A 24,611-nucleotide genomic window follows, 5' to 3' on the forward strand; every position below is an offset into this window, starting at 1 on the left:
CTGCGGGGCCGGCCGCGCCCGCTGTTGCGATCATCCTAGGGCCTTGCTGATGTTCTCCACATTTCCGGTCATCCACTGCAGGTAGGACTGGCCGTCCGGGAGGGTTTCGCTGAAGTTCACCACCGGGACACCGGCAGTCTCGGCGGCCTTTTTCAGCGCCACCGTCTGCGGCCCCTCGGTCTGGGTGTTGTAGGCCAGCAGCCGGACGCCCTTGGCGGCGATGAGATCGACGGCAGCTTTCAGCACGGCCGGGGGAACATCGGCGTCTTCTTCGATCGCGGCCGTGTATGCGGTAGGGGTCTCGTTCTCCAGCCCGGCGTCTTCAAGCAGGTACAGCGGCACCGGTTCGGTGACGGCCACGGGCACGTGGCCGTCACCGGACTTCATACCGGCGAGCCTGGTTTCCAGGCCGCCGAGCGAGGCCTTGAACGACGCCGCGTTGGTCCGGAACGTCTCCGCCGAGCCCGGCTCCAGCGCCGCCAGCTTCTCGGCCACGGCGTCGGCGAGCCGGGACACGGCCGGCAGGCTGTACCAGACGTGCTCGTTCAAGCCGGTGTGCCCATGCGCATGACCGGAGGAATCGGGGCTCGACGCCGGACTTTCGGCAGTCATGCCGGAGACCTCCACGGCGTTGATGACGTTGCCGTGGTCCAGTCCGGTGTCTGTTGCGAGGGTGTCCATGAAGGCGTCGTAGCCGCCGCCGTTCTCCACCACGAGTTCGGCTTTGGATACGGCCAGCTTGTCCTGAGTGGTCGCCTCGTACGAGTGCGGGTCCTGGCTGGTGCGGTTGATGATGGAACTGACCCGCACCTTGTCGCCGCCGATGCTGGAGACGATGTCGCCGTACACGCTGGTGGAGGCGACGACGTCGACGATCCCGTCGCCGGCGGTGCCGCGCGAACTTCCCGGCGTCGGCGCACACGCGGTGAGCAGGAGGCCCAGGCCGGCGAGGCCAGCAAGCATGGCTCGGGAAGCGGGAAGGCGCACAGGAGACCTCGGATCTGTTATTGAGAATCAGGAGCAATAGCAACACGAGTGTATCCCTAAATAGGAATCATTCCTATTTAGGGATACAGGGCGTGCCGCAGGTCCGTCCCTGCGCTACTGCTCCTGGCCCAGCCTCCGGTAGCCCGTGGCCTGCGTCGCGTCGCGGATCTCGCCGACCAGCTGCTCGATCACGTCCTCCAGGAACAATACGCCCCAGGTCAGGCCGTCCGGGCCGATCACGCGCGCCAGGTGCGAGCCCGTGCGCTGCATGACGGACATGGCCTTTTCGATTTCATCGTCCATGGCAAGGTTCGCCAGCGACCGGATGCGGCTTTCCGCAATCGGCTGCTGGTATCCGGAGTCCGGGATGGACAGGACGTCCTTGATGTGGAGGTAGCCGGAAAGCATGCCGTCCTCATCCAGCATCGGGAAGCGGGAGAACCCGGTCCGGCTGACGGCCTTTTCGAATTCGGCCGGCGTGGTGGCCGCCTTGAGCATGACGAGCTTTTCCAGCGGGACCATCACGTGGGAGGCCGTGTGCTCGGAGAACTCCAGGGCTCCCGTGATGAGTCCGGCGTCGTCGTCCACGAGCCCGTGGCGGGTCGATTCCTGCACGATCGACTGCACTTCTTCGAGGGTAAACGTGGACGCGACTTCGTCCTTCGGCTCGATCCGCATGAGCTTCAGGATGTGGTTGGCCGACCAGTTCAGGGCCGCGATGACGGGCTTGACCATCCGGGCAATGAACATTAGCGGCGGAGCCAGGAGCAGCGCTGCCTTGTCCGCGACCGACACGGAGATGTTCTTCGGCACCATTTCGCCGAACGTGACGTGCAGGAAGGTCACCACCAGCAGGGCGATGGCGAAGGCCGCAATGTCGGCGGCCTCCACCGGGATGCCCGCAGCCTCCAGCGGCACGGCCAGCAGGTGGTGGATGGCAGGTTCTGCCACCTGCAGGATCAGCAGCGAGCAGACGGTGATGCCGAGCTGGGCGCACGCGAGCATGAGGGAGACATTTTCCATTGCCCGCAGCGTGGTCTGTGCGCGCTTGGACCCGGCCTCGGCCAGCGGCTCGATCTGGCTCCGGCGCGCGGACATGACGGCGAACTCGGCCGCCACAAAGAAGGCGTTGCCGACCAGCAGGACGGCAAGCCAGAAGATTCCGGCCCAGTCGCTCATGCGGCACCTGCCTGGCTGGCGGGCTGGCCGTCTCCTGACAACCGCGCGGGCTTGAAACAGATCCGGTCGATCCGGCGGCCGTCCATGCGGGTCACGCTGAGCGTCCCGCCGACGACGTCGACCGTGTCACCGACTGCCGCGATGCGGCCAAGCTGGCGCATGAGGTAGCCTCCCACCGTTTCGTAGGCAGCCTCGTCGGGCACGGTCAGGCCCGGGATCTGCTCGGAGAGTTCATCGGGGCGCAGCAGGCCGGGGAAGTACCAGTCCCCCGAGGCGCTTTGGAGCAGGCCCGGCCGGACCTTGTCATGCTCGTCGGCCACTTCCCCGACGATTTCCTCCACAAGGTCCTCCAGGGTGGCGACCCCGGCCGTTCCGCCGTACTCGTCGAGGACAACTGCCAATTGCAGGTTCCCCTCGCGAAGCTCGGCGAGGAGGGCATCCAGGTGGATGGTCTCCGGCACCCGGAGCACGTCCGTCATGATCGCGCCGGCCTGCAGCTTGGCGCGCCTGTCCGCGGGCACGGCGATGGCCTTCTTGATGTGGACCACGCCGCGAATGTCATCGGAGGACTCGCCGATCACCGGGAACCGGGAGTAACCGGTGCGTTTGGCCGCCTCTACGATGTCCGAAACCGGTTGATCGGCGTCGATGGTTTCCACGCGGATGCGCGGAGTCATGACGTCGGCGGCGGTCTGGCCGGAGAACTTCAGCGTCCGGGCGATGAAGTTCGCGGTGCCGGCGTCGAGAGTGCCCATGGCGGCGGAGCGCCGCACGAGCGAGGCCAGTTCGGCCGGGGTGCGGGCGCCGGAGATCTCCTCCTTGGCCTCCAGCCCGAAGACGTTGAGGACCTTGTTGGAGAAACCGTTGAGGACCACGATTGCGGGCTTGAAGATGGCCGTGAACACCAGCTGGGGCCGGGCGACGGCCTTGCCGATCGGGAACGAGAGCGCGATTGCCATGTTCTTGGGCACGAGTTCGCCGATCACCATGGAGAGCAGGGTGGCCAGCGCCATCGCCAGGATCAAAGACAGCGACGTGATCGCCGCGGGCGGGACGCCGACGGCGGCGAGGGGACCTTCGAGCAGCTTGCCGACCGACGGTTCCATGACGTAGCCGGTCAGCAGTGTGGTCAAGGTGATGCCCAGCTGACAGCTGGACAGCTGGGTGGAGAGGGACTTGAGGCATTTGAGCAGGGGCTCGGCCCCGGTGTCCCCGTTGTCGACGGCGCGCTGCACCGTTGCCTGGTCGAGGGCGACGAGGGAAAATTCCACGGCCACGAAAAAGCCGGTGCCGAGGATGAGCAGGAGGCCTGCTACAAGGAGAAGCCATTCCATTTAGCGGCCTGCTTCCCGGGCCGCGGCACAGGGCCGTGGCCGTTGCAGGGGACGCAGCGGCCGGTGGTGCCCGGCCGGTGGGCGGACCGGCGGAGGATGGTCGGCGGAGGCCGACCCTGTTTCCTGGAAGGCTCCGGGGTGGCGTGCTGCCGGAGAGTGATGGGCGCGTGAACGGGGATTGCCGGCTCTGCGGGTGGACTGCGCGGGAACGGATTCCGTTCGCCGCTGGCAGCTCCCAGGCCGGCACCTAGATTTACTGTCCATAAGGACTTCAGTCTACAGGAGCGGCCGCCACGAGCCTCCGACCTGCGTCGTCACCCTGCGCCGTCACGGGCCGCCTGCCTCACCAGCTCTGTGGAACGGGCCGGCCTTCCTCGTACCCGGCTGCGGACTGGATGCCGGCCACGGCGCGTTCCCGGAAGCCGGCGAGGTCGGCGGCGCCGGCATAGCTCATCGAACTGCGCAGGCCGGCGGTGATCATGTCCAGCAGGTCCTCGACCCCGGGACGCGCCGCATCCACGTACATCCGGGAGGTGGAGATGCCTTCCTCGAAGAGGGCCTTGCGGTCCTTCTCAAAGGCCCCCTCGCGCTGGTTGCGGTTCTGAACCGCCCGGGCGGACGCCATGCCGAAGCTCTCCTTGTACTGCCGGCCGGCGGCGTCGAGCTGCAAGTCCCCCGGGCTTTCGTGCGTGCCGGCAAACCACGAGCCGATCATGACTTGGCTGGCCCCGGCGGCCAGGGCCAGGGCGACATCGCGCGGATACCGGACACCGCCGTCGGCCCACACCCTGCCGCCGGCCTCCCGCGCCGCGGCGGAGCATTCCAGGACCGCGCTGAATTGCGGGCGGCCCACGGCCGTCATCATGCGGGTGGTGCACATGGCGCCCGGCCCCACTCCCACCTTGACGATGTCCGCGCCGGCCTCGATCAGCTCCCGGGTTGCCTCGCCGGTCACCACGTTGCCGGCCACCACGGGCACGCCGGGGTTGAGTCCCTTCACGGCGGCCAGGGCATCGAACATCTTCTGCTGGTGGCCGTGGGCCGTGTCAAGGACCAGCACATTCACGCCGGCGGCCAGCAACTCGGCCGCGCGGCCGGCAACATCTCCGTTGATCCCGACGGCGGCGGCAACCTTCAGTTTCCCGTCCTCATCCAGCGACGGGCGGTAGATCGTGGACCGCAGGGCGCCCTTGCGGGTGAGCACGCCCGCCAGGACCCCGTCCTGCTGCACCGGGGCGTAGTCCGTCCCGGCCGCATCCATTGCGTCAAAGGCGCGCCGCAGGGCGCGCGCCGAACCGGCGCCGGCGCCGCCGTCGGCCGACCCGTCCGCGAGCATCCCGGCGTCGAGCACGAGCGGCTGGTGGCGGACGACGGCGGCCAGGGACGCGAAACGGTCCTGGCCCTCACAATCGGCGGCGCGGACCACTCCGGTGACGGCCCCGGCGGCATCAACCACCACCACGGCACCGTGGGGGCGCTTGCCCATGAGGTGGACGGCGTCAATGACGGTGTCCGTGGGCGCCAGGGTCACGGGTGTTTCGAGGAGCGGGTGGCGGCCCTTGATCCAGGCCGCGACGTCCCGGATGACATCGAGGGGCACGTCTTGCGGCAGCACGCCCAGCCCGCCGCGCCGGGCCATCGTCTCGGCCATCCGCTTCCCCGTCACCGCCGTCATGTTCGCGGCCACCAGCGGGATCGACGAGCCGGTGCCGTCGTCGGCCGCGAGGTCCACGTCCAGGCGCGAGGTCACGTCGGAACGGGACGGCACCAGGAAGAGGTCGGAGTAGGTCAGATCGGTGGTGGGCTCACTGAGGAAACGCACGGCTGCTCCTTTAATTGGCACTTCAGCGCCAAGCGGGTTCTCCCACGATTCTAGGGTGAATTCCGGCGCGGGCGGCAGCGTGATTCGGCGGCCGCGGCGGCAGATGATGATTTGGGTCACGCTTATTGGCGGTTTGGCAAGAATCGTAACTAGACTGGCATGGGTCTGGGTTCACTGGACGCAGAGACTGGCTCGATCGTTGTGCCAAGGCACCGTGGAAGCCGACGGGAATCAAACTCATGGAAGAGGCGTATTTCAAGTGCCAGAGCAGCCTAGCCACCGTCTACCAGAGGAATTTGGCGGAAACGAGTGGCTCGTTGACGAACTGTATGAGCGTTACCAGAAGGACAAGAACACGGTTGACGCCAAGTGGTGGCCGCTGTTCGAATCCTTTGAAGCAAGTGACGCCTCGTCCGCCAACGGAACATCCGGCGCAGCGACCGCTGTGCGCCCCGCCACCCGTGAACTTCCCGTTGTAGCGCAGGCTGCGGCAACCCAGGCAGCAGCCGCCCCCGCGGCGCCCGCTCCGGCCGCGCCCGCCGCCCCCGCTCCGGTTTCCCCCGCCGCTCCGGCCCCCGCCGCCAAGAGGATCCCGGCCACTGTCGCCCGGGACCGCGCCAAGTCCTCCGATGCCGGCCCCGGCACCGCGCCGATCCCCGCGCAGCTGCCCAAGAACGTCAAAGCCCCGACCGCGCCGGAAGAGGACGTGGTCTCTGTCCTGCGCGGCCCGGCCAAGGCCATCGCCTCGAACATGGTCACCAGCCTGGAAGTGCCTACCGCCACGAGCGTCCGCGCCATCCCGGCCAAGCTGCTGATCGACAACCGCGTGGTCATCAACTCCAACCTGGCCCGCGCCCGCGGCGGCAAGGTCTCCTTCACGCACCTGATCGGCTACGCCGTCATCCGCGCCCTGTCCCAGTTCCCGTCGATGAACGTCTACTACGACGAGATCGACGGCAAGCCGGTGGCTGTCCAGCCCGCGCACGTGAACTTCGGCATCGCGATTGACATGCCCAAGCCGGACGGCACCCGCCTGCTCATGGTGCCGAACATCAAGAAGGCGGAGACCCTCAACTTCTCCGAGTTCTGGCACACCTATGAGGACCTGATCAAGCGTGCCCGCAACGGCAAGCTGACCGCGGATGACCACTCGGGCACCACCGTGTCCCTGACCAACCCCGGCGGCATCGGCACCGTGCACTCCGTGCCCCGTCTGTCCAAGGGCCAGGCCGCCATCATCGGCGTCGGCGCGCTCGATTACCCGGCCGAGTTCCAGGGTGCCAGCGAAAAGATCATCGCCCAGAACGCGATCAGCAAGGTCCTGACGCTGACCTCCACCTATGATCACCGCGTCATCCAGGGCGCCGGCAGCGGCGAATTCCTCAAGCTCGTGCACCAGCTCCTGCTCGGCGCGCAGAACTTCTACGACGAGATCTTCGAGTCCCTGCGCATCCCGTACGAGCCCGTGCGCTGGAGCCCGGACCTGCAGGTGGACCCCGCCGATGAGATCAACAAGGTCGCCCGGATCCAGCAGCTCATCCACGCCTACCGCGTGCGCGGCCACCTCATGGCGGACACCGATCCCCTGGAGTACGTCCAGCGCAAGCACCCGGACCTCGATGTCCTGACCTACGGCCTCACGCTGTGGGACCTGGACCGCGAATGGCCCACCGGCGGCTTCGGCGGCAAGCCGATGCTTAAGTTCCGCGACATCCTCGGCGTGCTCCGCGACGCCTACTGCCGCACCGCCGGCATCGAGTACATGCACATCCAGGACCCGGCCGAGCGCAAGTGGTTCCAGGACCAGATCGAGCACCCGTACTCCAAGCCGAGCCGCGATGAGCAGCTGCGCATCGTCTCCAAGCTCAACGCCGCCGAGGCCTTTGAGACGTTCCTGCAGACCAAGTTCGTCGGCCAGAAGCGCTTCTCGCTCGAAGGCGGCGAGTCCCTGATTCCGCTGCTGGACGCAATCATCTCCGACGCCGCCGACGACGAGCTGGACGAAGTGGCGATCGGCATGGCCCACCGCGGCCGGCTCAACGTGCTCACCAATATCGCCGGCAAGACGTACGCCCAGGTGTTCCGCGAATTCGAAGGCACCCAGGACCCCCGCTCGGTGCAGGGTTCCGGCGACGTGAAGTACCACCTCGGCACCGAGGGAACCTTCACCTCGGACAACGGCAAGGAGACCAAGGTCTACCTCGCCGCCAACCCGTCGCACCTCGAGGCCGTCGACTCGGTCCTGGAGGGCATCGTCCGCGCCAAGCAGGACCGCCTGGACCAGGGCGAGGCCTTCCCCGTGCTGCCGATCATGGTGCACGGCGACGCCGCCTTCGCCGGCCAGGGCGTAGTGGCGGAGACCCTCAACCTCTCCCAGCTGCGCGGCTACCGCACCGGCGGCACCATCCACGTCGTGGTCAACAACCAGGTCGGCTTCACCACGGCGCCGTCCTCCTCGCGCTCCTCCACCTACTCCACGGACGTCGCCAAGATGATCCAGGCGCCGGTGTTCCACGTCAACGGCGATGACCCGGAGGCCGTGGTCCGCATCGGCCAGCTCGCCTACGAGTTCCGCCAGCGTTTCCACAAGGACGTTGTCATCGACATGGTGTGCTACCGCCGCCGGGGCCACAACGAGGGCGACGACCCCTCGATGACCCAGCCGCTGATGTACAACCTGATCGAAGCCAAGCGTTCGGTCCGCAAGCTGTACACCGAATCGCTGATCGGCCGCGGTGACATCACCGAGGAAGAGGCCGAGCAGCTGCTGCGCGACTACCAGGAACGCCTGGAGCGCGTCTTCGCCGAAACGCACGCCGCGCAGACGTCCCCGATCCCGATCATCACAGCCGATTCCGCCGCGGTGTCCGATCTCGAACGCCCGATTGCCCAGCAGTCCGATTCCGGCGTCAGCACCCCGGCGTCCACCGCGATCTCCGCGGAAACCCTGGCCCGCATCGGCAAGGCCCACACCGCCATTCCGGAGGGCTTCACCGTCCACGCCAAGCTCAAGCAGCTGCTGGAGAAGCGCGAGGCTATGTCCCGCGAAGGCGGCATCGACTGGGGCTTCGGCGAGCTCGCGGCCTTCGGCTCGCTCATCATGGAAGGCGTTCCCGTCCGGCTCGCCGGCCAGGACTCGCGCCGCGGCACGTTCGTGCAGCGCCACGCGGTCTTCCACGACCGGGCCAACGGTGACGAGTGGCTGCCGCTTGCCCACCTCTCGGAGGACCAGGCCAAGCTGTGGATCTACGATTCCCTGCTGTCCGAATACGCCGCCATGGGCTTCGAGTACGGCTACTCCGTGGAGCGCCCGGACGCCCTGGTGCTCTGGGAGGCGCAGTTCGGCGACTTCGTCAACGGCGCGCAGACCATCATCGATGAGTTCATCTCCTCCGCCGAGCAGAAGTGGGGCCAGCGGTCCTCGCTCGTCCTCATGCTGCCGCACGGCTACGAGGGCCAGGGACCGGACCACTCCTCCGCCCGGATCGAGCGTTTCCTCCAGCTCTGCGCCGAAGAGAACATGATCGTGGCCAACCCCACGACGTCGGCCTCGCACTTCCACCTGCTGCGCCGCCAGGCCTACAGCAAGCCGCGCAAGCCGCTCATCATCTTCACGCCGAAGCAGCTGCTCCGCCTCAAGGCGGCCGCGTCATCCGTGGAGGACTTCACCACCGGTTCGTTCCGTCCGGTCATCCCGGAACACGAGCAGCTGCAGGCGGACGCCGTCGAACGCGTGCTGCTGGTGTCCGGGCGCCTGTACTACGATCTGCTGTCCACCCGGCAGAAGACCGAGAACAAGACCACCGCGATCGTGCGCGTCGAGCAGCTTTACCCGCTGCCGGCCGAGGAGATCGCCGCGGAGCTGGCGAAATACCCGAACGCCGAAGTTGTCTGGGCCCAGGATGAGCCCGCCAACCAGGGTCCGTGGCCGTTCATCGGGCTGAACCTGCCCGAGGCAATCGACCGCCGGGTCCGCCTGGTGTCCCGCCCGGCCTCCGCGTCCACCGCGGCAGGGTCGATGAAGCGTCACGCTGCAGAACAGGACGCCCTGCTCAAGCAGGCATTCGCACGTAAATAGCGGCATCGCTGCCCGGCCGGAGACTGAAACACAACACTCCGGCCGGGCAGCTCTGTTTAATGGACTGTTAGTGGTCAGCTTGATGGACAGCGCTGAAGTGAAGAGGTAGTCGTGGAAGATCGGAAGCTGCGGATCGCAGCTGTTGGGGACGAGCTGTTGGCCGGGCTCGGTGATCCGCGGGCCCTGGGCTGGCTGGGCCGGGTCCTGGCCCGGACGCCGCAGGACAGCGTCGCCCTGGAGTGTTACTCGCTGCCGTGCCCGGAGGAAGGCACCGAGGGAATCGCGGCACGCTGGCTGGAGGAGGCGGGCCGCCGCTTCGGCGACCACCACGAGAACCGACTGGTGATCGGCCTGTCAGGCCGCGACATCGAATTCGGCCTGTCCACGGCCCGCAGCCGGCTGAACCTCGCCAACATCCTGGATTCCGCGTCGCAGAACAAGATCGAGGTCTTCGTCGTCGGACCCCCGCCCACGCTTGATCCGGCCCAGAACCGCCGGCTCGGCGAACTCAACACCGCCTTTGCCGACGTCACGACGCGCCGGAAGCACCTCTACGTGGACACCTTCTCGCCGCTGCTCAACCACGAGCAGTGGCGCCAGGACCTTGCGGCCAACGGCGGCACGCCGGGCCAGGCCGGCTACGGGCTCATGGCGTGGCTGGTCCTGCACCGCGGCTGGTTCCAGTGGCTGGGCATGGACACCCCGGAGTAAACCGACGCCGCTCCGCTCCGGAAATTTCGCGATATATCTTGACCGGTTCCCGGGCGCGATATATCGTGACTTCATAGTCGCGATATGTCGTTAGCCAGCCCGCCCGTTTTTCGCATCTTCGGAGGAACCATGTCAGAGAACACGTGGACCGTGACCGGCCCGCAAACCATCGACGTCGACGGCGTCCGCGCGCTTAAGCTCGGGATCGTCCGCGGCCGCTTCGACGTCGTCACCCACGACGAGAACGTGGCCACCATAGAAGTTTCGGAAATCTCCGGCGATCCGCTGTCAGTCTCGGTGGTCGACGGCCGGCTGGAGGTCCGCCACCAGCTCCACGGCGCCCATGGCTGGTTCAAGAACCTGATGGAGAGCGTCCACAACAGCAGCAACAACTCCGTGGTGATCAGCATCGCACTGCCGGCCGGCGTCGACGTCGAGGCCGGCACGGTGAGCGGCGACGGCCTGGTCTCCGGGCTCAGCGCCCACACCCGGCTGAACACCGTCTCGGGATCCGTCATGGCCGACGGCACCTCGGGAGACCTCTCCGTCAATACGGTCAGCGGCGAAGTGATCGCCCGGAACCACCACGGCGTGCTGACCGCCAAGAGCGTCTCCGGCGAAGTGACGGCCTCGGGCGAGTTCAGCCACATCCGCGCCAATACCGTCAGCGGCGACCTGAACTTCGATCTCCACGGTTTCACCCGCGATTTCGGCGCCAACTCGGTCTCCGGCGATGTCACCATCCGGCTGCCGCACGACGTCGGGGTGGACATCGTCGCCAAGTCCGCCAGCGGGGCCGTGGTCATTGACGCCCTGAAGTATGCCCAGCCCGGCGGCACCGTCCAGACCATTGCGGGACCGGACGCCAAGCTGATGCTGGTGCGGACCAACTCCGTGTCCGGCAAGACCTCCATCTTCCACGGCCAGCCGTCCGCGGACCCCGAAACGGCCCGCTGATGCCTCCCGTCTTCGCCCACGGAGCCCTGCGGCTGTACCTGCTGGCCCTGCTCGAATCCGGCCCCAAGCACGGCTACGAGCTCATCAAGGCCCTCAGCGAGCGGTTCGGCGGCACCTACTCCCCCAGCGCCGGCACCATCTACCCGCGGCTGGGCAAGCTCGAGGAGGAAGGGCTCGTCGCCACCCACACCGAAGGCCGCCGCACGAACTACAGCATCACGGCGGCAGGCCTCAACGAACTGAACAGCCGGCGGGACGAGCTCGCCGGCGTCGAGAACGACATCTCCGCCTCGGTCCGCCGGCTCGCGGACAACCTGCGCCAGGACATCCGCGTTAACATGCGCGGGCTCCGGGCCGATCTCGCGGCAACGGCGGAAGCCGCACGCTCCTCGGCCCGCGCCGGAGGGACGGCCGGCACGGGGCCTGCCGGCGCGTGGTACTCCCCGGAGGGCGAGAGGCGGCTGAAGGAAGCCGAGATGCTTGTCCAGGCCTTCCGCGACGACATGCGGGTAGAGCTGCGCCGCCACGCCGGGAAAAGCCCCGTCACGGCCGTCACACTGGAGACCGTCCGGACCGTGCTCGACCAGGCCAGGATCTCGATCCGCAATTCGCTCGGCGGCTGACGCTCCCGGTTCGCGGCGGGTGCCGTGATGTGGGAGACTTGAGGGCAGCTCTTTTGAGTACCAAGATTAAGGAGGCCAGCTATGAGCAAGCGTGCACGTAAACGTCGTGACCGTAAGCGTGGCGGCGCGAACCACGGTAAGCGCCCCAACACCTAAGCCACGGCTAGGATCAAATGCTTTAAAGCCAAAGACCCCGGAACCGCACGGTCCGGGGTCTTTGGCTTTGGCTGAGGATCCCTCGCGGTGCGGCTCAGGCGTCCACGGGCCGGATGGAGTGGATCCGGTCCAGGATGGAGTTCTTCAGGTTTTCCGGGGCCGCTTCGGTGCACGAACGCTTAACCATCACGCGGATGACACATTCGAGGTCGTACTGCTCCAGGCATTCCGGGCAGCTGTCCAGGTGGTCCTTGATTTCCGCGATGTCGCTATGCGTCAGCGCACCGTCCAGATATTCGTAGATTCGTTGCATCCGGGCGTCGTCGCAATCGCCCAGTCCCTGGCAGTCGCTCATTTCCTGTTCTCCTGATTGTTGCTCTCGGCCGTGGCGCTTGACTCGGTGGCGGCCCTGAATCCCCGTTCGGCGGCATAGTCCGCAAGCATGTCCCGCAACATCTTCCGGCCGCGGTGCAACCGGGACATGACGGTCCCGATGGGGGTGTTCATGATGTCTGAAATTTCCTTGTACGCGAAGCCTTCGACGTCGGCGAAGTACACCGCCAGCCGGAATTCCTCCGGAATGGCCTGGAGTGCACGCTTGACGTCCGAATCCGGCAGGTGGTCCAGGGCCTCGGCCTCCGCCGAACGCAGTCCCGAGGACGTGTGCGACTCGGCGCGGGCAAGCTGCCAGTCCTCGATCGTGTCCGAGTTCGACTGCAACGGCTCGCGCTGCCGCTTCCGGTACAAGTTGATATACGTGTTGGTCAGGATCCGGTACAGCCAAGCCTTCAGGTTCGTCCCGGGCTTGTACTGGTGGAAAGCGGAAAAGGCCTTCGTGTACGCCTCCTGAACCAGGTCCTCGGCGTCCGAGGGATTCCGGGCCATCCGCATGGCCGCGGAATACAGCTGATCCACGTACTGCATGGCATCGCGTTCAAAGCGCACGCGGCGCTCTTCCGCCGACTCCTTGGAGACGTCCAGCGGCTTGCCGTCCACCTCGGTTTCCAAGGCGGCAGCACTGCCGGCGTCAGGGGCTTCAGTGGAAGGGGCGTCGTTTCCGGCAACCTCGTGCATGGCCGCAACGGCCGGGTCCATGGTGCTCATTGCCTTCAAGTCTACTGTCACCTTCCGCCGGGCGCCCCGGACTCCCGCGGGCGCCACGGTCCACGTCTGCCCGAAACCGGCTTCCGGTTCCGTCCTCTCCAACACCTGAGTCAAACCGTCCAACTCCTGATCCTTCTTCAGCCGTACCGAACCTGCCTTTCACAACGACGTCAGGCAGGCAAATATTCCGCAAAAGTGCAAGACTAGAACCGGTTCCCCCGCAGTGAATCCGCGGTTCGTCCAACCAGGAGGAAATTCATGTCGTTTGTCCGCTTTCTCGCCCGGCCCATGCTCGCCTCCAGTTTCGTCCTCGCCGGCATGGACAAGCTAAAGAACGCGGATGACACTGCGGCACAGTTGTCCCCCCTGCTCCGGCGCGCTGCCGACGCGCTCCCGTTCCAGACCAATGAGAAGGTCCTGGCCCGCGTGATCGGAGGCACGCAGGTGGGTGCCGGCGTCTGCTTCGCACTCGGCAAGTCCGCCCGGCTGGCCGCCACCGTCCTCGCGGTCATTTCGGCCCTGAACGGCTACGTCGAATGGCGCAGCGCGGACATCTCCTCGAAGGAAGCCCGCGACGCCCGCCGCAAGCAGCTCCTGAAGAACGTCTCCCTGACCGGCGGCGTGCTGCTGGCCGCCGTTGACACCGCCGGCAAGCCCAGCCTGGCCTGGCGCGCCGGCCACCTCGCCGCCGACGCGAAGAAGAACGCCGCCCACTTCGCCGCCGATGCCCGCAAGACCAGCAACAAGCAGCTGAAGAAGGCCGACAAAGTAGTCCGCAAGGCCGCCAAGACTGCCGGGGCCTAAGACGGTAATGACTGGCGCCACCTCCTCCGCAACCACCCCCTCCCGTCCGGACAGCACCCCGACGTCGGACGGCGGTCCGCACTGGGCCGCGCCGTTCGCCGCACGGCCGGTTGACGCCACCGTCACTGTCCCGGGGTCGAAGTCCCTGACCAACCGGTACCTCGTGCTCGCCGCCCTGGCGGACGGCCCCTCCCGGCTGCGGGCTCCCCTGCACTCGCGGGACTCCGCGTTGATGATTGCGGCCCTGCGCCAGCTCGGCGCGACCATTACCGAGGTTCCCGGCGACGGTGCCTTCGGCCCCGACCTGGAAATCGTCCCGCTCAGCATCGACGCCGCGGCGGACACGGACATTGACTGCGGCCTGGCCGGCACGGTCATGCGCTTCGTGCCGCCGGTGGCCGCGCTGCGCCGCGGCGAGTCCCGCTTCGACGGCGACCCGCATGCCCGCAAGCGCCCGATGGGCACCATCATCGAGGCCCTGGCCGGCCTGGGCGTGGCGGTCAGCGCGCCCGACGGCGGCCCGGCGTCGTCATTGCCGTTCACCGTCCGCGGCACCGGAGCTGTGCGCGGCGGCCACCTCGTCATCGACGCCAGCGCGTCATCCCAGTTCGTCTCCGCACTGCTGCTGGCCGGCGCCCGGTTCACCGAGGGCCTCCACCTGGAACATGTCGGCGCCCCCGTGCCGAGCCTCGACCACATCAACATGACCGTGGCCGTGCTGCGCGGGGTGGGCGTGAGGGTGGACGATTCGGTGCCGAACCACTGGGTCGTCTCCCCCGGCCCGATCCGCGCCTTCGACGTCCGGATCGAGCAGGACCTCTCCAACGCCGGGCCGTTCCTCGCAGCGGCCCTCGCCACCGGCGGCACCGTGCGGGTCCCGAACTGGCCCGCCCGGACCACACAGGTCGGTGACCTCTGGCGGGGCATCCTGGCCGCCATGGGCGCCACCGTGACCCTCGACGGCGGCACCCTGACCGTCAGCGGCGGCCGGGAGATCCAGGGCGGCGACTTCGACGAGACCAGCGAACTGGCCCCCACCGTGGCCGCGCTCTGTGCGCTGGCCAGCGGTCCGTCGCGGCTAAGCGGTATCGCCCACCTCCGCGGACACGAAACGGACCGGCTCGCTGCCCTCGTAGCCGAAATCAACCGGCTCGGCGGCGACGCCGAAGAGACCGCCGACGGACTCGTCATCCGCCCGGCCAAGCTGCACGGCGGCGTCGTGCACAGCTACGCCGACCACCGCATGGCCACGGCCGGCGCCATCCTCGGCCTGGCCGTACCCGGCGTCGAGGTCGAAGACATCGCGACCACGGCCAAGACCATGCCGGACTTCCCGCAGCTCTGGGAAGCCATGCTGACGCAGGGAACCGCCGCAGACGAGGACTCCGCCGGTGGCGCGCAGCACTGATTCCTGGGATGAATCCGACGTCCGGATCCGTCCGAACAAGAAGGGCTCCCGGCCCCGCACCAAGGACCGGCCCAGCCACGACGACGCCGTCACCGGGCGCATCATCACCGTTGACCGCGGACGCTACACCGCCGTCGTCGACGAGGGCACGGCCGGCGAACGCAAGATCATCGCGGCGCGGGCCCGGGAGCTGAGGCGCAGTCCGGTAGTGGCGGGAGACTTTGTCTCCCTCGTCGGGGACGTCAGCGGCGAACCCGACACGCTCGCCCGGCTCGTCAAAATCCAGGACCGGCGCACACTGCTGCGCCGCAGCGCCGATGACACCGACCCGGTGGAGCGCGCCGTCGTGGCCAACGCCGACCAGCTCGTGGTGGTGGTCGCCGCGGCCAATCCGGAGCCCCGGACAGGTTTCATCGACCGCGCGCTGGTGGCCGCCTACGACGCCGGCATTGAACCGCTGCTCCTGGTCACCAAGGCCGACGTCAAGGATCCCGCCGAGCTGCTGTCCAACTACACCCACCTTGAGCTTCCCGTCATCATCTCCAAGACCGCGGACTCCGCCGCATCGGGCATCGATGCCCGCTCCGACGACGGGCTTTCCGCCCGGCTCGACAGGGACGCCGTCTCCCAGCTGCGCGGCTATCTCGACGGCAAGGTCACCGTCATGCTGGGCCATTCGGGCGTCGGCAAATCGACCATGGTCAACGCCCTGACCGGAGCCGAACGCGCCACCGGCGGTGTGAACGCCGTGACGGGCCGCGGCCGGCACACCTCGTCCTCGGCCCTGGCACTGAAGGTCAACGACGCACCGGCCGGCAGCTGGATCATCGATACCCCCGGCATCCGGTCCTTCGGACTTGCCCACGTGGATCCGGACCGGATCCTGCACTCCTTCCCGGACCTGGAACCGGGGACCGACGATTGCGAACGCGGCTGCAAGCACGACGCCACCGCCGTCAACTGCGGCGTCGACGCCTGGGTCGCGGCCGGGCACGCCGGCCCCTCGGGCCCGGCACGGCTGGCGTCCCTGCGCCGGCTGCTCGGCACGGACCCACGGATGGAAGCGCAGGAAACCAAGGAACTGGGCACGGTTTCGTAAGCCTCCCCCGGCGCGCGGCTCCCGCCGACGGCGGCGCCGTGCCGCGGCCTCCCCGCAGGCCGCCCGCTTAGACGGTAGTTTGGAACCATGAGCCAAAATGCTTCGAGCTACAACGATGACCTGCGCCTTGCCCATGTCCTGGCCGATTCCGTCGATTCCCAGACCATGAGCCGGTTCAAGGCGCTGGACCTCCGGATCGAAACGAAGCCCGACCTCACCCCCGTCACCGACGCCGACAAGTCCGCCGAGGAAGCCATCCGCGGCCAGCTCTCCCGGTCCCGCCCCCGCGATGCCGTCCTGGGCGAGGAATTCGGCAGCTCGGGGCACGGCTCCCGGCGCTGGATCATCGACCCCATCGACGGCACCAAGAACTTCGTCCGCGGCGTCCCGGTCTGGGCCACCCTGATCGCCCTCGTCGACGAGGGCGAGCCGGTGGTCGGCGTCGTCAGTGCACCGGCCCTTGGCAAGCGCTGGTGGGCGGCCAAAGGCGCCGGGGCCTACACGGGCCGCTCACTGGCGGCCGCCACCCGGCTCAGGGTCTCCAACGTTTCCCGGCTCGAGGACGCCTCACTGTCCTACTCCAGTCTCGGCGGCTGGAAGGAACGGGGGAACCTGGACGAGTTCCTGGGCCTGACCGAGGAAGTGTGGCGCACCCGCGCCTACGGCGACTTCTGGTCCTACTGCCTCGTGGCCGAGGGCGCAGTGGACATCGCCTGCGAACCGGAACTGAACCTCTACGACATGGCGGCCCTCGTGCCGATCGTCACGGAGGCCGGCGGCCGCTTCACCTCGCTGGAGGGCGAGGACGGCCCCTTCGGCGGCAACGCGCTGGCCACGAACTCGATCCTGCACTCCGAAGTCCTCAAGCGGCTCAACCCCGGACTCGACGACCTCCTGTAGGCGTAACAAAGCGCTTCACAATCCGGGACCGCCTTTTCCCCGGCCACGCGGATGTCCTACGCTCGATGCAGGTCACGAGTGCCAGCGTAAAACCCCGGTTTGCTGGCCGGCAACCCTCCATTCGCGGTGGGGTGCCCCGGGTGACGACCTGGCCGGTCCGGAGCGGACCCGGCAAGCGCGGATTCCCACGAGGTGGGGTCCTGTCCGAGTGAGGTCCCATGACAACTGCCACTTTCCCTGCCGCCGCCGAATTCCACGCAGCCTCTGGAGCCGGGCAGGACGATGCCCGCTTTGCCGCGGCCGCCCGCCCGCTGGCCGCCGTCACCGGGGCGGAAATCCAGGCCCCGCTGATCACCGGCGGCCACGCCCGGTACGCCAACCTGGACTACGGCGCGTCCGCCCCGGCCCTGTCCCTGGTCTCGGCCTACCTGAACGAAATCCTGCCGTACTACGCCAGCGTCCACCGCGGCGCCGGCTACGCGTCCCAGATCAGCACCTCCGTCTACGAGAACTCGCGGGACATCGTCCGGGACTTCGTCGGCGGCCGGCCGGACGACTCCGTGATCTTCACCCGCAACACCACCGACTCGCTGAACCTGCTCGCCGGCTGTCTGCCCCTGAAGGACGGCCGTCCCGCGGGCGAGGTCCTCTACCTCGACATCGAACACCATGCCAACCTCCTGCCCTGGCAGAACGTTCCGCACCGCAGCGTCGTTGCCGCGGCCACCCTCGAAGCCACCGTGGACCGGCTCCGTGAGGAGCTCGCCCGCGGCGGCGTGAGCCTGCTGGCCGTCACCGGCGCGTCCAATGTCACCGGCGAAATCCTCCCCGTCCGGGCCCTGGCCTCGCTGGCTCACGAGTACGGCGCCAGGATCGTAGTGGACGCCGCGCAGCTGGCCCCGCACCGGCGGATCAATATCGCCGCGGACGACATCGACTACCTCGCCTTCTCAGGGCACAAGCTCTACGCCCCCTTCGGCGCCGGCGTTCTCGTGGGACGGACGGACTGGCTCGACGCCGGCACACCGCACCTGGCCGGCGGCGGCGCCGTCCGCGACGCCCGGCTCGATTCCGTCAGCTGGACCACCGGTCCCGCACGGCATGAAGGCGGCTCCCCGAATGTCCTGGGGGCGGCGGCGCTGGCCCGCGCCACCCAGGTGCTTGCCGAGCTGGACCCGGCGCAGTGGTACGAGCACGAGGAAGCCATCCGCTCCTACCTTGTCGAGGGCCTCGAACGCATCGAGGGCGTGACCGTGCACCGGATCTTTGCCGGGTCGGACAACGGCAGCATCGGCGTCGTGAACTTTTCCGTGGCAGGCTACGACGCCGGCCTGGTGGCCGCCTACCTCTCCGCCGAGCATGGCATCGGCCTGCGCGATGGCCGCTTCTGCGCCCACCCGCTGCTGAAGCGGCTCGGCCTGCCCGCCGGTTCACTGCGTGCCAGCTTCGGCCTGGGTTCCCGGCTGGAGGACGCCGAGCGCCTGCTGGCCGGCCTCCGCCAGCTGCGGCAGGCGGGACTCGGCTGGGACTACGTGGTGGATGCCGGCCGCTGGGTGCCGGCCAACGACACCCGCAACTACCCGCACTGGGCGCCCAACACCCCGGGCACTGCCGGTGCCGCGCCCTGCACCCTCGACTGAGCGGCCGCAGGCCGGGACCGCGTGCGGTAAATTCGGAAGGTACCTGCAACCGGCAGGAATTTCCCGAAGGAGACTGAAACGTGGCACGCGGCGGGCCCAAACTCCAGCACGAGCGGCGCCGGGAGCTCGGGCAAAGCTTCCAGGACGGCGGGGAGCACTACGAACGCGTCCGGCCCGGCTACCCGGAGGAATCCGCCGCATGGCTAATCCCGGCCGGGGCGAAAGACGCCGCAGATGTTGGCGCCGGCACGGGCAAGTTCACCGCCCTCCTGGCCGCCCGGGGCCTCCACACGGTGGCCGTTGACCCCTCCGCCGACATGCTCGGACAGCTCGGCCGGACCCTGCCGGAGGTCACCGCTGTCGTCGGCACCGCCGAGGACACCGGCCTGGCGCCGGAATCGTTCGACCTCGTCACGGTGGCCCAGGCCTGGCACTGGTGCGATCCCCGCCGGGCCAGCACCGAGATCGCCCGGATCCTGCGCCCGAACGGCGTCCTGGGCCTGATCTGGAACCAGCTGGACACCTCCGTCCCCTGGGTGCATCGGCTCTCGCGCATCATGCACGCCGGTGACGTGCACAAGCCGCACTTCCGGCCGCCCGTGGGCCCTGAGTTCACCGGACTGGAGAGCCACCTGACCCGGTGGGAGGATTCCGTGACCCCGGAGGACATCAAAGAGCTGGCGAAGTCCCGCAGCTACTACCTTGCGGCCTCCGAAACCACCCGGGCCAAGGTGACGGCCAACCTCGACTGGTACCTGAACGAACACCTGGGCCATGCCCCGGGCGACCTCCTCAGCCTGCCCTACCTGACCCAGACCTGGCGCGCCGTCCGGACCTGAACCCGCGCTGCGCCGCTCCCGCCGGTGCGACCGGTGAGAGCTTCCATATAAACCGCCTGTGACGTGCCCGCTACGTCCCGGATTGCACCGAAACACGCTGGCGCTTATTGTTTCGGTATGCCTAATAATTAGTTGTAGGCATACAAAACATTGACCCCGGCCGTTTTCCGCGCCGGAGCCGACCGCCGCGTCAACGCCGACGCGCCAATCACGGGAGCTGGCAGTGCTGGACGTCAAGGGACACGAACAATCGCCGCAGGGTGCCCGCACCTACAAGCATCCGGCTGCCCGCAAAGCCCTGCTCGGGCTGCTGGGTCCGGCGTTTGTCGCATCAATCGCCTACGTGGACCCCGGAAACGTCGCCGCCAACCTGACCGCCGGGGCGAAATACGGATACCTGCTGGTCTGGGTCCTCGTCGCCGCCAACATCATGGCGGTTCTCGTGCAGTACCAGTCGGCCAAGCTGGGGGTCGTCACCGGCAAGAGCCTGCCCGAAATCCTGGGCGAGCGGCTCAAGCCGTTTGGGCGACGGGCGTTCTGGCTGCAGGCCGAAATCGTTGCCGCCGCCACCGACCTCGCTGAAGTGGTGGGCGGGGCGATCGCCCTGTACCTGCTGTTTGGCCTCCCCCTCCCCGCGGGCGCCCTCATTGTCGGCGCGGTGTCGATGGTCCTGCTGGCCGTGCAGGCCCGGGGAAAGCAGCGGCCCTTCGAGTTCGTCATCATGTTCCTGCTCGGCATCATCACCATCGGCTTCCTTGCCGGGCTCCTCATCAGCCCGCCCGATCCCCGGGCGGCCCTGGCCGGGCTCATTCCGGGATTCCAGGGCCCCGACACGGTCCTGCTGGCCGCCAGCATGCTTGGCGCCACCGTCATGCCGCACGCCATCTACGTCCACTCGGCACTGTCCCGCGACCGGCACCGCCCGGACGACGACGAGCATGTCCCGCCGGCCGCCGTCGCCCGCCTGGTCCGGGCCACCCGCTTCGACGTCGTCGCCGCCCTGGCCGTGGCGGGAATCGTCAACATCGGCATGCTGCTCCTGGCCGCCTCCACGCTCGGCGGTGAGGAAGGCACGGACACCATCGAAGGGGCCCACGCGGCCATTGCGGCCAACCTGGGCCCCGTCGTCGGGGTGGTCTTCGCTGTCGGCCTCCTTGCCTCCGGACTGGCGTCCACCTCGGTGGGCTGCTACGCGGGCGGCACCATCATGCAGGGCCTGCTCAAAATCCGGATCCCCGTCATGGCCCGCCGCGTGGTCACCCTGATTCCGGCCGTGGTGCTGCTGGCGGTCGGCTTCGACCCCACGTGGGCGCTGATCCTGAGCCAGGTGGTGCTCAGCTTCGGGATCCCCTTCGTCCTGGTCCCGCTGGTGGTCCTGACCAGCAACAAGACCCTGATGGGCCGCTTCGCCGACGGACTGGCCCTGCGGATCGCCGCCATCATCAGCGTGATCCTCGTCGTGGCGCTCAACCTGGTCCTGCTGTGGCTGACCTTTGCCGGGCGCGGCTGACGGTAGGCTTGTGGGTGTGAAGACCAGTACGCCCTCCTCCTCGATCGAGGACTACGTCAAGGTCATCTATTCCTTCACCGAGTGGCAGCAAAAGCCCATCACCTCCACGCAGCTGGCGCAGCGCCTGGGCGTGGCGAATTCCTCGGTCTCGGAAATGGTCCGCAAGCTCAAGGACCAGGGCCTCGTAGACCACAAGCCCTACAGCGCCGTCACGCTCACCGACGACGGGCTGCGGCTCGCGCTGTCCATGGTCCGGCGGCACCGGCTGATCGAGACGTTCCTGGTCCAGGAGCTGGGGTACCGCTGGGATGAGGTCCATGACGAAGCCGAGCTGCTGGAACATGCCGTGTCCGAGACCTTCATTGACCGGATGGCCGCCAAGCTGGGAAACCCGGCGCGGGACCCGCACGGCGATCCCATTCCCGCCGCGGACGGCACCGTCCTGATGCCCGCCGCGCACCGCCTCAGCGACCTCGACGACGGCCACACCGGCCGGATCATCCGGATCAGCGACGACAATCCCGAACTGCTGCGCTACCTCGCCGCCGAGGACATCGATCTCGACGCCGAAATTGAAGTGGTGGGCAGGAAGCCGTTCGGCGGCCCGCTCGTAGTCCGGATCGGTTCCGCCGCGGCGCCCCGCGCCTTTGATCTCGCGGAGGAAGTCGCCGCTGCCCTGTGGGTCCACAGCGACGCCGCACACGCGGGCTGCAGCCTTTCCGACAGCTGAGCGGAGGGCCGCGCCCGGGGCTCCGGGCCGCCGTCGTTCCCGTATCGTTGAAGAATGGTTACACGACGTGAAGCAGCCCAAGTCCTCGACATTCCGCTGGAAATGGCGACCCGTCACGGGATCCCGTCGCGGCTGTCCGAGGCGGAGCTCGGCGAGCTGCTGGACAATCCCCCGGCCTGGCTGGTCCAGTCCAAGGCAAACCGGACAGGCAAGCGGCCCGTCTGGGTCCACCTCACGTGCGCCGTCTGCGGGTTCTCCGAAGCTGCCCGGCCGAAGAAGTGGTGGCCGGACTTCACCTACGTCTGCTGCGCCCACCATGAGGCGCGGGACATTCCGGCCCTTCCGCCCGGGCTCGTGCGCAGCGTGTACGACGGCGTCGGCAGCCGCTTCGCCGGCATCGTGGACGCCACGGTTCCTGAGGCGTAGCGTAGAAAGACGGGGCTAGTCCGGGCCCCTGCCGTGAGGAGAGCACCATGCCTGACAAGACGCCGCACCAAAACATGGCCAAGAAGCCGGTGAAAACCATCAAGGAAAAACGGGCCGAGAAGAAGGCGAAGCATATCGTCGACGCCCACACCGACCCGGTGGCACACATCAAGAAACGCTGAATGAGCGTAGAAGGCCGGAAGCCCATGCTTCCGGCCTTCTACGGTTTCCCCGGACCTGCCGCGGACCTGTCGCGGACGCCGGGCCGCTGGTGGAATCACCCGGCGCGGGTGGTGACGCCCCGGTAGCGGAGCGCCACACTGGGACCAGCGCGCCGGACAGCGCGACCGAACCAGACCGGAGGAATGCCAGTGACAACCACACCGGAGACCGAGGCCCACGGGCCGGTCGACTTCATACTCCTCGAGTTCCCAGTGGACAAACTGACGGGACGGGCCAGCGAGGAAATCGTCAAGCTCATCGAACAGGGCACTATCCGCCTCTTCGATCTCCTCGTCGTGATGAAGAACGAGGACGGCACGGTCGAGATCCTGGAACTCACCGATCCGGGCGGCCCTGCGGCGGCGTTCTCCTACTTCGACGGCGCACGGTCCGGGCTCCTGGGCGATGACGATATCGCCGAGGCGACCGCGGCGCTGCTCCCCGGTACGGTGGCAGCGCTCATTGTCTACGAGAACACCTGGGCGGCGCCCTTCGTAGCTGCCGTTCGCGAAAGCGGAGGCGAGCTGATCGCGAGCACGCGGATCCCGGCACCGGACGTCATGGAAGCCCTCGACGCCCTCGAGGCCCAGGATGCTGCGTCGCCGGCCGCTGACGCCTAAGACCTGACGCAGAACAAATGTGAGAGGAGAAGAACTATGGGACTTCTGAGAGGCATGGCCCGTACGGCCGTCGTTGCCGGGACGGCCACCGCAGTCAGCGGCCGGGTCCAACGCCGGCAGGCAAACAAGTTTGCCGAGAAGGACGCCGCGACCGCGGCCAAGCAGCAGGAAGCCTACGACGCGCAGATGGCACAGCAGGAACCGCCACCGCAGTACCAGCAACCCGTCTACCAGCAGCCTGTCTACCAGCAGGCACCGCCACCGCCGCCCGCGCCTGCGGCCGGCGGAATCAGCGACGACGCCATCCAGCAGCTCAAGGAACTCGGGGCGCTCCGGGAGCAGGGCATTCTCACTGATGAGGAGTTCATGGCACAGAAGGCGAAGATCCTCGGCAGCTGAGCCACCCTCATCCCGTCGTCCGGGGACTTTTGCTCACAGGCCAAGACCCAAATACAAAGAGCGGGGGAAGCGTCCGGAGACGCTTCCCCCGCTCTTCTACGGGGTTTGTGGGTGCTTCACAAAACTCCGGACCCAGCTCCTGCTGCGGCAACTTCGAACTTTCGTTGGTCTCCCTGCACAGGTTAAGCACCGTGGTTGGCACAGGCACAAGGCGCGGGTTCGTCTCTGAAACGATTCGTCCGCCGCTGCACAATGCCTAGGGATGGCTAGGCAGGCCGAGCCTGGTCAACTCTGGACAAGTTGGGCGGCAGCAATGGCCAGCCCAGGGATGGAACCGATGAATCCAGCCGCAGCTGGTCGGTAAATCGTGTCTGCCATCGTCGCCCAGCGTCCCCGCGTTTCCCCGTCTGACTGACCGGCTGCGGCGTAGAGAGCAACCCATAGATCGTATAGCGACTGCTTTAAATCGGTTTCCCCGAAAGCACGCTCTTCTGCGATACAACTGCGAATCGTTTGCACGATCTTAGAAACGTGCAAGCGAAGCTCGGGTGACAGGTTTTGGTCCTCGCCCAACAGGGAAACAACATCATCCAAGTAGGCCATGATTTCCCCTGCACGTTCCGGGGTAGGTTTCGGAACGTGACCATCTATAGCTGCGGCCAGGTTTTCCAGTGTATCCATTGCGTGGACGGTAAATATGCTCCCGTTGGAAGCAGAGTTCCATGCGTGCGGATAGTTCATGATGGCTTTGGTCCAGAGGCGGGAGCTGCGTCGAAATGATTTGACGCGGTAGCCACTGCGCTCAAGGTCATCGATGCTGAATTTCATGGCCGCTAACAGGCACATGGCGTAAAGATGCTCGTCTAGAGCGTTGTCTTCATCTGCCTCAAGGCCCCTGGATTTGATCGGGCTTGCCCCTGGATGTTCGCCCCACTTCTCAAAGAGTTCTAGCAGTTCGTGCGCGGGGTTCCTCAACTATGTCTCTCTAACTCTAGGAGTGCCTGTCACTTGATCTTATCCATTGGGTCAGACATCGGTCCTCGCGTTTTCCCCTCCCTCGGGA

General features: G+C 67.4%; 25 protein-coding genes and 1 riboswitch. Of the genes, 18 read left to right on the forward strand and 7 right to left on the reverse strand.

Annotated features, from left to right (window positions below):
- Positions 1 to 30 precede the first annotated feature (30 nt).
- From CFN17_RS18665 to CFN17_RS18680, 4 genes are all read right to left on the reverse strand, one after another.
- Complete coding sequence (locus tag CFN17_RS18665) at positions 31 to 963, reverse strand: metal ABC transporter solute-binding protein, Zn/Mn family (RefSeq protein WP_208749169.1); 933 nt, start codon at positions 961 to 963, stop codon at positions 31 to 33.
- A 138-nt stretch (positions 964 to 1,101) separates the two neighbouring features.
- Positions 1,102 to 2,166 carry a hemolysin family protein gene (locus CFN17_RS18670; protein ID WP_208749170.1) on the reverse strand — a complete coding sequence of 355 codons (1,065 nt, stop codon included), beginning with the start codon at positions 2,164 to 2,166 and terminating at the stop codon, positions 1,102 to 1,104.
- Positions 2,163 to 3,500 (reverse strand): hemolysin family protein, encoded by a 1,338-nt coding sequence (locus tag CFN17_RS18675; RefSeq protein WP_208749171.1) that lies wholly within the window; start codon positions 3,498 to 3,500, stop codon positions 2,163 to 2,165. Before CFN17_RS18675 ends, CFN17_RS18670 begins: the two co-directional genes overlap by 4 nt.
- A 343-nt stretch (positions 3,501 to 3,843) precedes the next feature.
- Complete coding sequence (locus CFN17_RS18680) at positions 3,844 to 5,322, reverse strand: GuaB1 family IMP dehydrogenase-related protein (protein ID WP_208749172.1); 1,479 nt, start codon at positions 5,320 to 5,322, stop codon at positions 3,844 to 3,846.
- 259 nt (positions 5,323 to 5,581) lie between these two features.
- Between CFN17_RS18680 and CFN17_RS18685 the strand changes: the two genes are divergently transcribed.
- The 5 genes from CFN17_RS18685 (at position 5,582) to CFN17_RS20100 (ending at position 11,847) form a co-directional block, all read left to right on the forward strand.
- Positions 5,582 to 9,400 (forward strand): multifunctional oxoglutarate decarboxylase/oxoglutarate dehydrogenase thiamine pyrophosphate-binding subunit/dihydrolipoyllysine-residue succinyltransferase subunit, encoded by a 3,819-nt coding sequence (locus CFN17_RS18685; RefSeq protein WP_208749173.1) that lies wholly within the window; start codon positions 5,582 to 5,584, stop codon positions 9,398 to 9,400.
- A gap of 111 nt (positions 9,401 to 9,511) precedes the next feature.
- Positions 9,512 to 10,111: a GDSL-type esterase/lipase family protein gene (locus CFN17_RS18690; RefSeq protein WP_208749174.1), complete on the forward strand. Its 600-nt coding sequence runs from the start codon at positions 9,512 to 9,514 to the stop codon at positions 10,109 to 10,111.
- A 129-nt stretch (positions 10,112 to 10,240) separates the two neighbouring features.
- Entirely contained in the window at positions 10,241 to 11,068 is an 828-nt protein-coding gene (locus tag CFN17_RS18695; RefSeq protein ID WP_208749175.1) for a DUF4097 family beta strand repeat-containing protein, read from the forward strand.
- Complete coding sequence (locus CFN17_RS18700) at positions 11,068 to 11,691, forward strand: PadR family transcriptional regulator (RefSeq protein ID WP_208749176.1); 624 nt, start codon at positions 11,068 to 11,070, stop codon at positions 11,689 to 11,691. The genes CFN17_RS18695 and CFN17_RS18700 overlap by 1 nt, the downstream gene beginning before the upstream one ends.
- 81 nt (positions 11,692 to 11,772) lie before the next feature.
- Positions 11,773 to 11,847 (forward strand): 50S ribosomal protein bL37, encoded by a 75-nt coding sequence (locus CFN17_RS20100; RefSeq protein ID WP_369299106.1) that lies wholly within the window; start codon positions 11,773 to 11,775, stop codon positions 11,845 to 11,847.
- A 94-nt stretch (positions 11,848 to 11,941) separates the two neighbouring features.
- Here CFN17_RS20100 and rsrA read toward each other — a convergent pair whose 3' ends face one another.
- Both rsrA and CFN17_RS18710 read right to left on the reverse strand, forming a co-directional pair.
- Positions 11,942 to 12,202, reverse strand: a complete 261-nt coding sequence (gene rsrA, locus CFN17_RS18705; RefSeq protein ID WP_208749177.1) for a mycothiol system anti-sigma-R factor — start codon at positions 12,200 to 12,202, stop codon at positions 11,942 to 11,944.
- Positions 12,199 to 12,951 (reverse strand): sigma-70 family RNA polymerase sigma factor, encoded by a 753-nt coding sequence (locus tag CFN17_RS18710; protein WP_261792270.1) that lies wholly within the window; start codon positions 12,949 to 12,951, stop codon positions 12,199 to 12,201. The genes rsrA and CFN17_RS18710 overlap by 4 nt, the downstream gene beginning before the upstream one ends.
- Positions 12,952 to 13,209: 258 nt before the next feature.
- Here CFN17_RS18710 and CFN17_RS18715 point away from each other — a divergent pair, with 258 nt between their 5' ends.
- From CFN17_RS18715 to CFN17_RS18765, 13 genes are all read left to right on the forward strand, one after another.
- A complete protein-coding gene (locus tag CFN17_RS18715) occupies positions 13,210 to 13,755 on the forward strand; it encodes a DoxX family protein (protein WP_208749178.1) in 546 nt (181 codons plus the stop codon).
- Between the two features lie 7 nt (positions 13,756 to 13,762).
- Positions 13,763 to 15,163, forward strand: a complete 1,401-nt coding sequence (gene aroA / locus CFN17_RS18720) for a 3-phosphoshikimate 1-carboxyvinyltransferase (protein WP_208749179.1) — start codon at positions 13,763 to 13,765, stop codon at positions 15,161 to 15,163.
- Positions 15,147 to 16,262, forward strand: a complete 1,116-nt coding sequence (locus CFN17_RS18725) for a ribosome small subunit-dependent GTPase A (protein WP_208749180.1) — start codon at positions 15,147 to 15,149, stop codon at positions 16,260 to 16,262. Before aroA ends, CFN17_RS18725 begins: the two co-directional genes overlap by 17 nt.
- 87 nt (positions 16,263 to 16,349) lie before the next feature.
- Positions 16,350 to 17,162, forward strand: coding sequence for a histidinol-phosphatase (gene hisN, locus CFN17_RS18730; protein ID WP_208749181.1), 813 nt, complete (start codon positions 16,350 to 16,352; stop codon positions 17,160 to 17,162).
- A 70-nt stretch (positions 17,163 to 17,232) separates the two neighbouring features.
- A riboswitch (SAM riboswitch) is annotated at positions 17,233 to 17,346 on the forward strand.
- 34 nt (positions 17,347 to 17,380) lie between these two features.
- Positions 17,381 to 18,802 (forward strand): aminotransferase class V-fold PLP-dependent enzyme, encoded by a 1,422-nt coding sequence (locus CFN17_RS18735; RefSeq protein WP_208749182.1) that lies wholly within the window; start codon positions 17,381 to 17,383, stop codon positions 18,800 to 18,802.
- An 80-nt stretch (positions 18,803 to 18,882) separates the two neighbouring features.
- A complete protein-coding gene (locus CFN17_RS18740; protein ID WP_208749183.1) occupies positions 18,883 to 19,641 on the forward strand; it encodes a class I SAM-dependent methyltransferase in 759 nt (252 codons plus the stop codon).
- Between the two features lie 223 nt (positions 19,642 to 19,864).
- Positions 19,865 to 21,151, forward strand: a complete 1,287-nt coding sequence (locus CFN17_RS18745) for an Nramp family divalent metal transporter (RefSeq protein ID WP_208749184.1) — start codon at positions 19,865 to 19,867, stop codon at positions 21,149 to 21,151.
- A gap of 16 nt (positions 21,152 to 21,167) precedes the next feature.
- A complete protein-coding gene (locus CFN17_RS18750; RefSeq protein WP_208749185.1) occupies positions 21,168 to 21,881 on the forward strand; it encodes a metal-dependent transcriptional regulator in 714 nt (237 codons plus the stop codon).
- Between the two features lie 54 nt (positions 21,882 to 21,935).
- The gene (locus CFN17_RS18755) at positions 21,936 to 22,307 is read left to right on the forward strand and encodes a hypothetical protein (protein WP_208749186.1); all 372 of its coding nucleotides are present in this window, start codon (positions 21,936 to 21,938) and stop codon (positions 22,305 to 22,307) included.
- 47 nt (positions 22,308 to 22,354) lie between these two features.
- Positions 22,355 to 22,489 (forward strand): hypothetical protein, encoded by a 135-nt coding sequence (locus CFN17_RS20025; protein ID WP_261792271.1) that lies wholly within the window; start codon positions 22,355 to 22,357, stop codon positions 22,487 to 22,489.
- Positions 22,490 to 22,615 carry a hypothetical protein gene (locus CFN17_RS20030; RefSeq protein ID WP_261792272.1) on the forward strand — a complete coding sequence of 42 codons (126 nt, stop codon included), beginning with the start codon at positions 22,490 to 22,492 and terminating at the stop codon, positions 22,613 to 22,615.
- A 57-nt stretch (positions 22,616 to 22,672) separates the two neighbouring features.
- Positions 22,673 to 23,149, forward strand: coding sequence for a DUF6325 family protein (locus CFN17_RS18760; protein ID WP_261792273.1), 477 nt, complete (start codon positions 22,673 to 22,675; stop codon positions 23,147 to 23,149).
- A 36-nt stretch (positions 23,150 to 23,185) separates the two neighbouring features.
- Entirely contained in the window at positions 23,186 to 23,548 is a 363-nt protein-coding gene (locus CFN17_RS18765) for an SHOCT domain-containing protein (protein ID WP_261792274.1), read from the forward strand.
- 285 nt (positions 23,549 to 23,833) lie between these two features.
- On the opposite strand, the gene CFN17_RS18770 is transcribed toward CFN17_RS18765, so the two are convergent.
- Complete coding sequence (locus CFN17_RS18770) at positions 23,834 to 24,523, reverse strand: hypothetical protein (protein WP_208749188.1); 690 nt, start codon at positions 24,521 to 24,523, stop codon at positions 23,834 to 23,836.
- Positions 24,524 to 24,611: the final 88 nt, after the last annotated feature.

Source organism: Arthrobacter sp. PM3 (assembly GCF_003352915.1).
Classification (GTDB): Bacteria; Actinomycetota; Actinomycetes; order Actinomycetales; family Micrococcaceae; genus Arthrobacter.

Bases quoted from the DNA above. Each gene is read 5' to 3' on its own strand.
- CFN17_RS18665 (WP_208749169.1), bottom strand. From the start codon at position 963: ATGCTTGCTGGCCTCGCCGGCCTGGGCCTCCTGCTCACCGCGTGTGCG.
- CFN17_RS18670 (WP_208749170.1), bottom strand. From the start codon at position 2,166: ATGAGCGACTGGGCCGGAATCTTCTGGCTTGCCGTCCTGCTGGTCGGC.
- CFN17_RS18675 (WP_208749171.1), bottom strand. From the start codon at position 3,500: ATGGAATGGCTTCTCCTTGTAGCAGGCCTCCTGCTCATCCTCGGCACC.
- CFN17_RS18695 (WP_208749175.1), top strand. From the start codon at position 10,241: ATGTCAGAGAACACGTGGACCGTGACCGGCCCGCAAACCATCGACGTC.
- CFN17_RS18700 (WP_208749176.1), top strand. From the start codon at position 11,068: ATGCCTCCCGTCTTCGCCCACGGAGCCCTGCGGCTGTACCTGCTGGCC.
- rsrA (WP_208749177.1), bottom strand. From the start codon at position 12,202: ATGAGCGACTGCCAGGGACTGGGCGATTGCGACGACGCCCGGATGCAA.
- CFN17_RS18710 (WP_261792270.1), bottom strand. From the start codon at position 12,951: ATGAGCACCATGGACCCGGCCGTTGCGGCCATGCACGAGGTTGCCGGA.
- CFN17_RS18715 (WP_208749178.1), top strand. From the start codon at position 13,210: ATGTCGTTTGTCCGCTTTCTCGCCCGGCCCATGCTCGCCTCCAGTTTC.
- aroA (WP_208749179.1), top strand. From the start codon at position 13,763: ATGACTGGCGCCACCTCCTCCGCAACCACCCCCTCCCGTCCGGACAGC.
- hisN (WP_208749181.1), top strand. From the start codon at position 16,350: ATGAGCCAAAATGCTTCGAGCTACAACGATGACCTGCGCCTTGCCCAT.
- CFN17_RS18735 (WP_208749182.1), top strand. From the start codon at position 17,381: ATGACAACTGCCACTTTCCCTGCCGCCGCCGAATTCCACGCAGCCTCT.
- CFN17_RS18755 (WP_208749186.1), top strand. From the start codon at position 21,936: ATGGTTACACGACGTGAAGCAGCCCAAGTCCTCGACATTCCGCTGGAA.
- CFN17_RS20025 (WP_261792271.1), top strand. From the start codon at position 22,355: ATGCCTGACAAGACGCCGCACCAAAACATGGCCAAGAAGCCGGTGAAA.
- CFN17_RS20030 (WP_261792272.1), top strand. From the start codon at position 22,490: ATGAGCGTAGAAGGCCGGAAGCCCATGCTTCCGGCCTTCTACGGTTTC.
- CFN17_RS18760 (WP_261792273.1), top strand. From the start codon at position 22,673: ATGCCAGTGACAACCACACCGGAGACCGAGGCCCACGGGCCGGTCGAC.
- CFN17_RS18765 (WP_261792274.1), top strand. From the start codon at position 23,186: ATGGGACTTCTGAGAGGCATGGCCCGTACGGCCGTCGTTGCCGGGACG.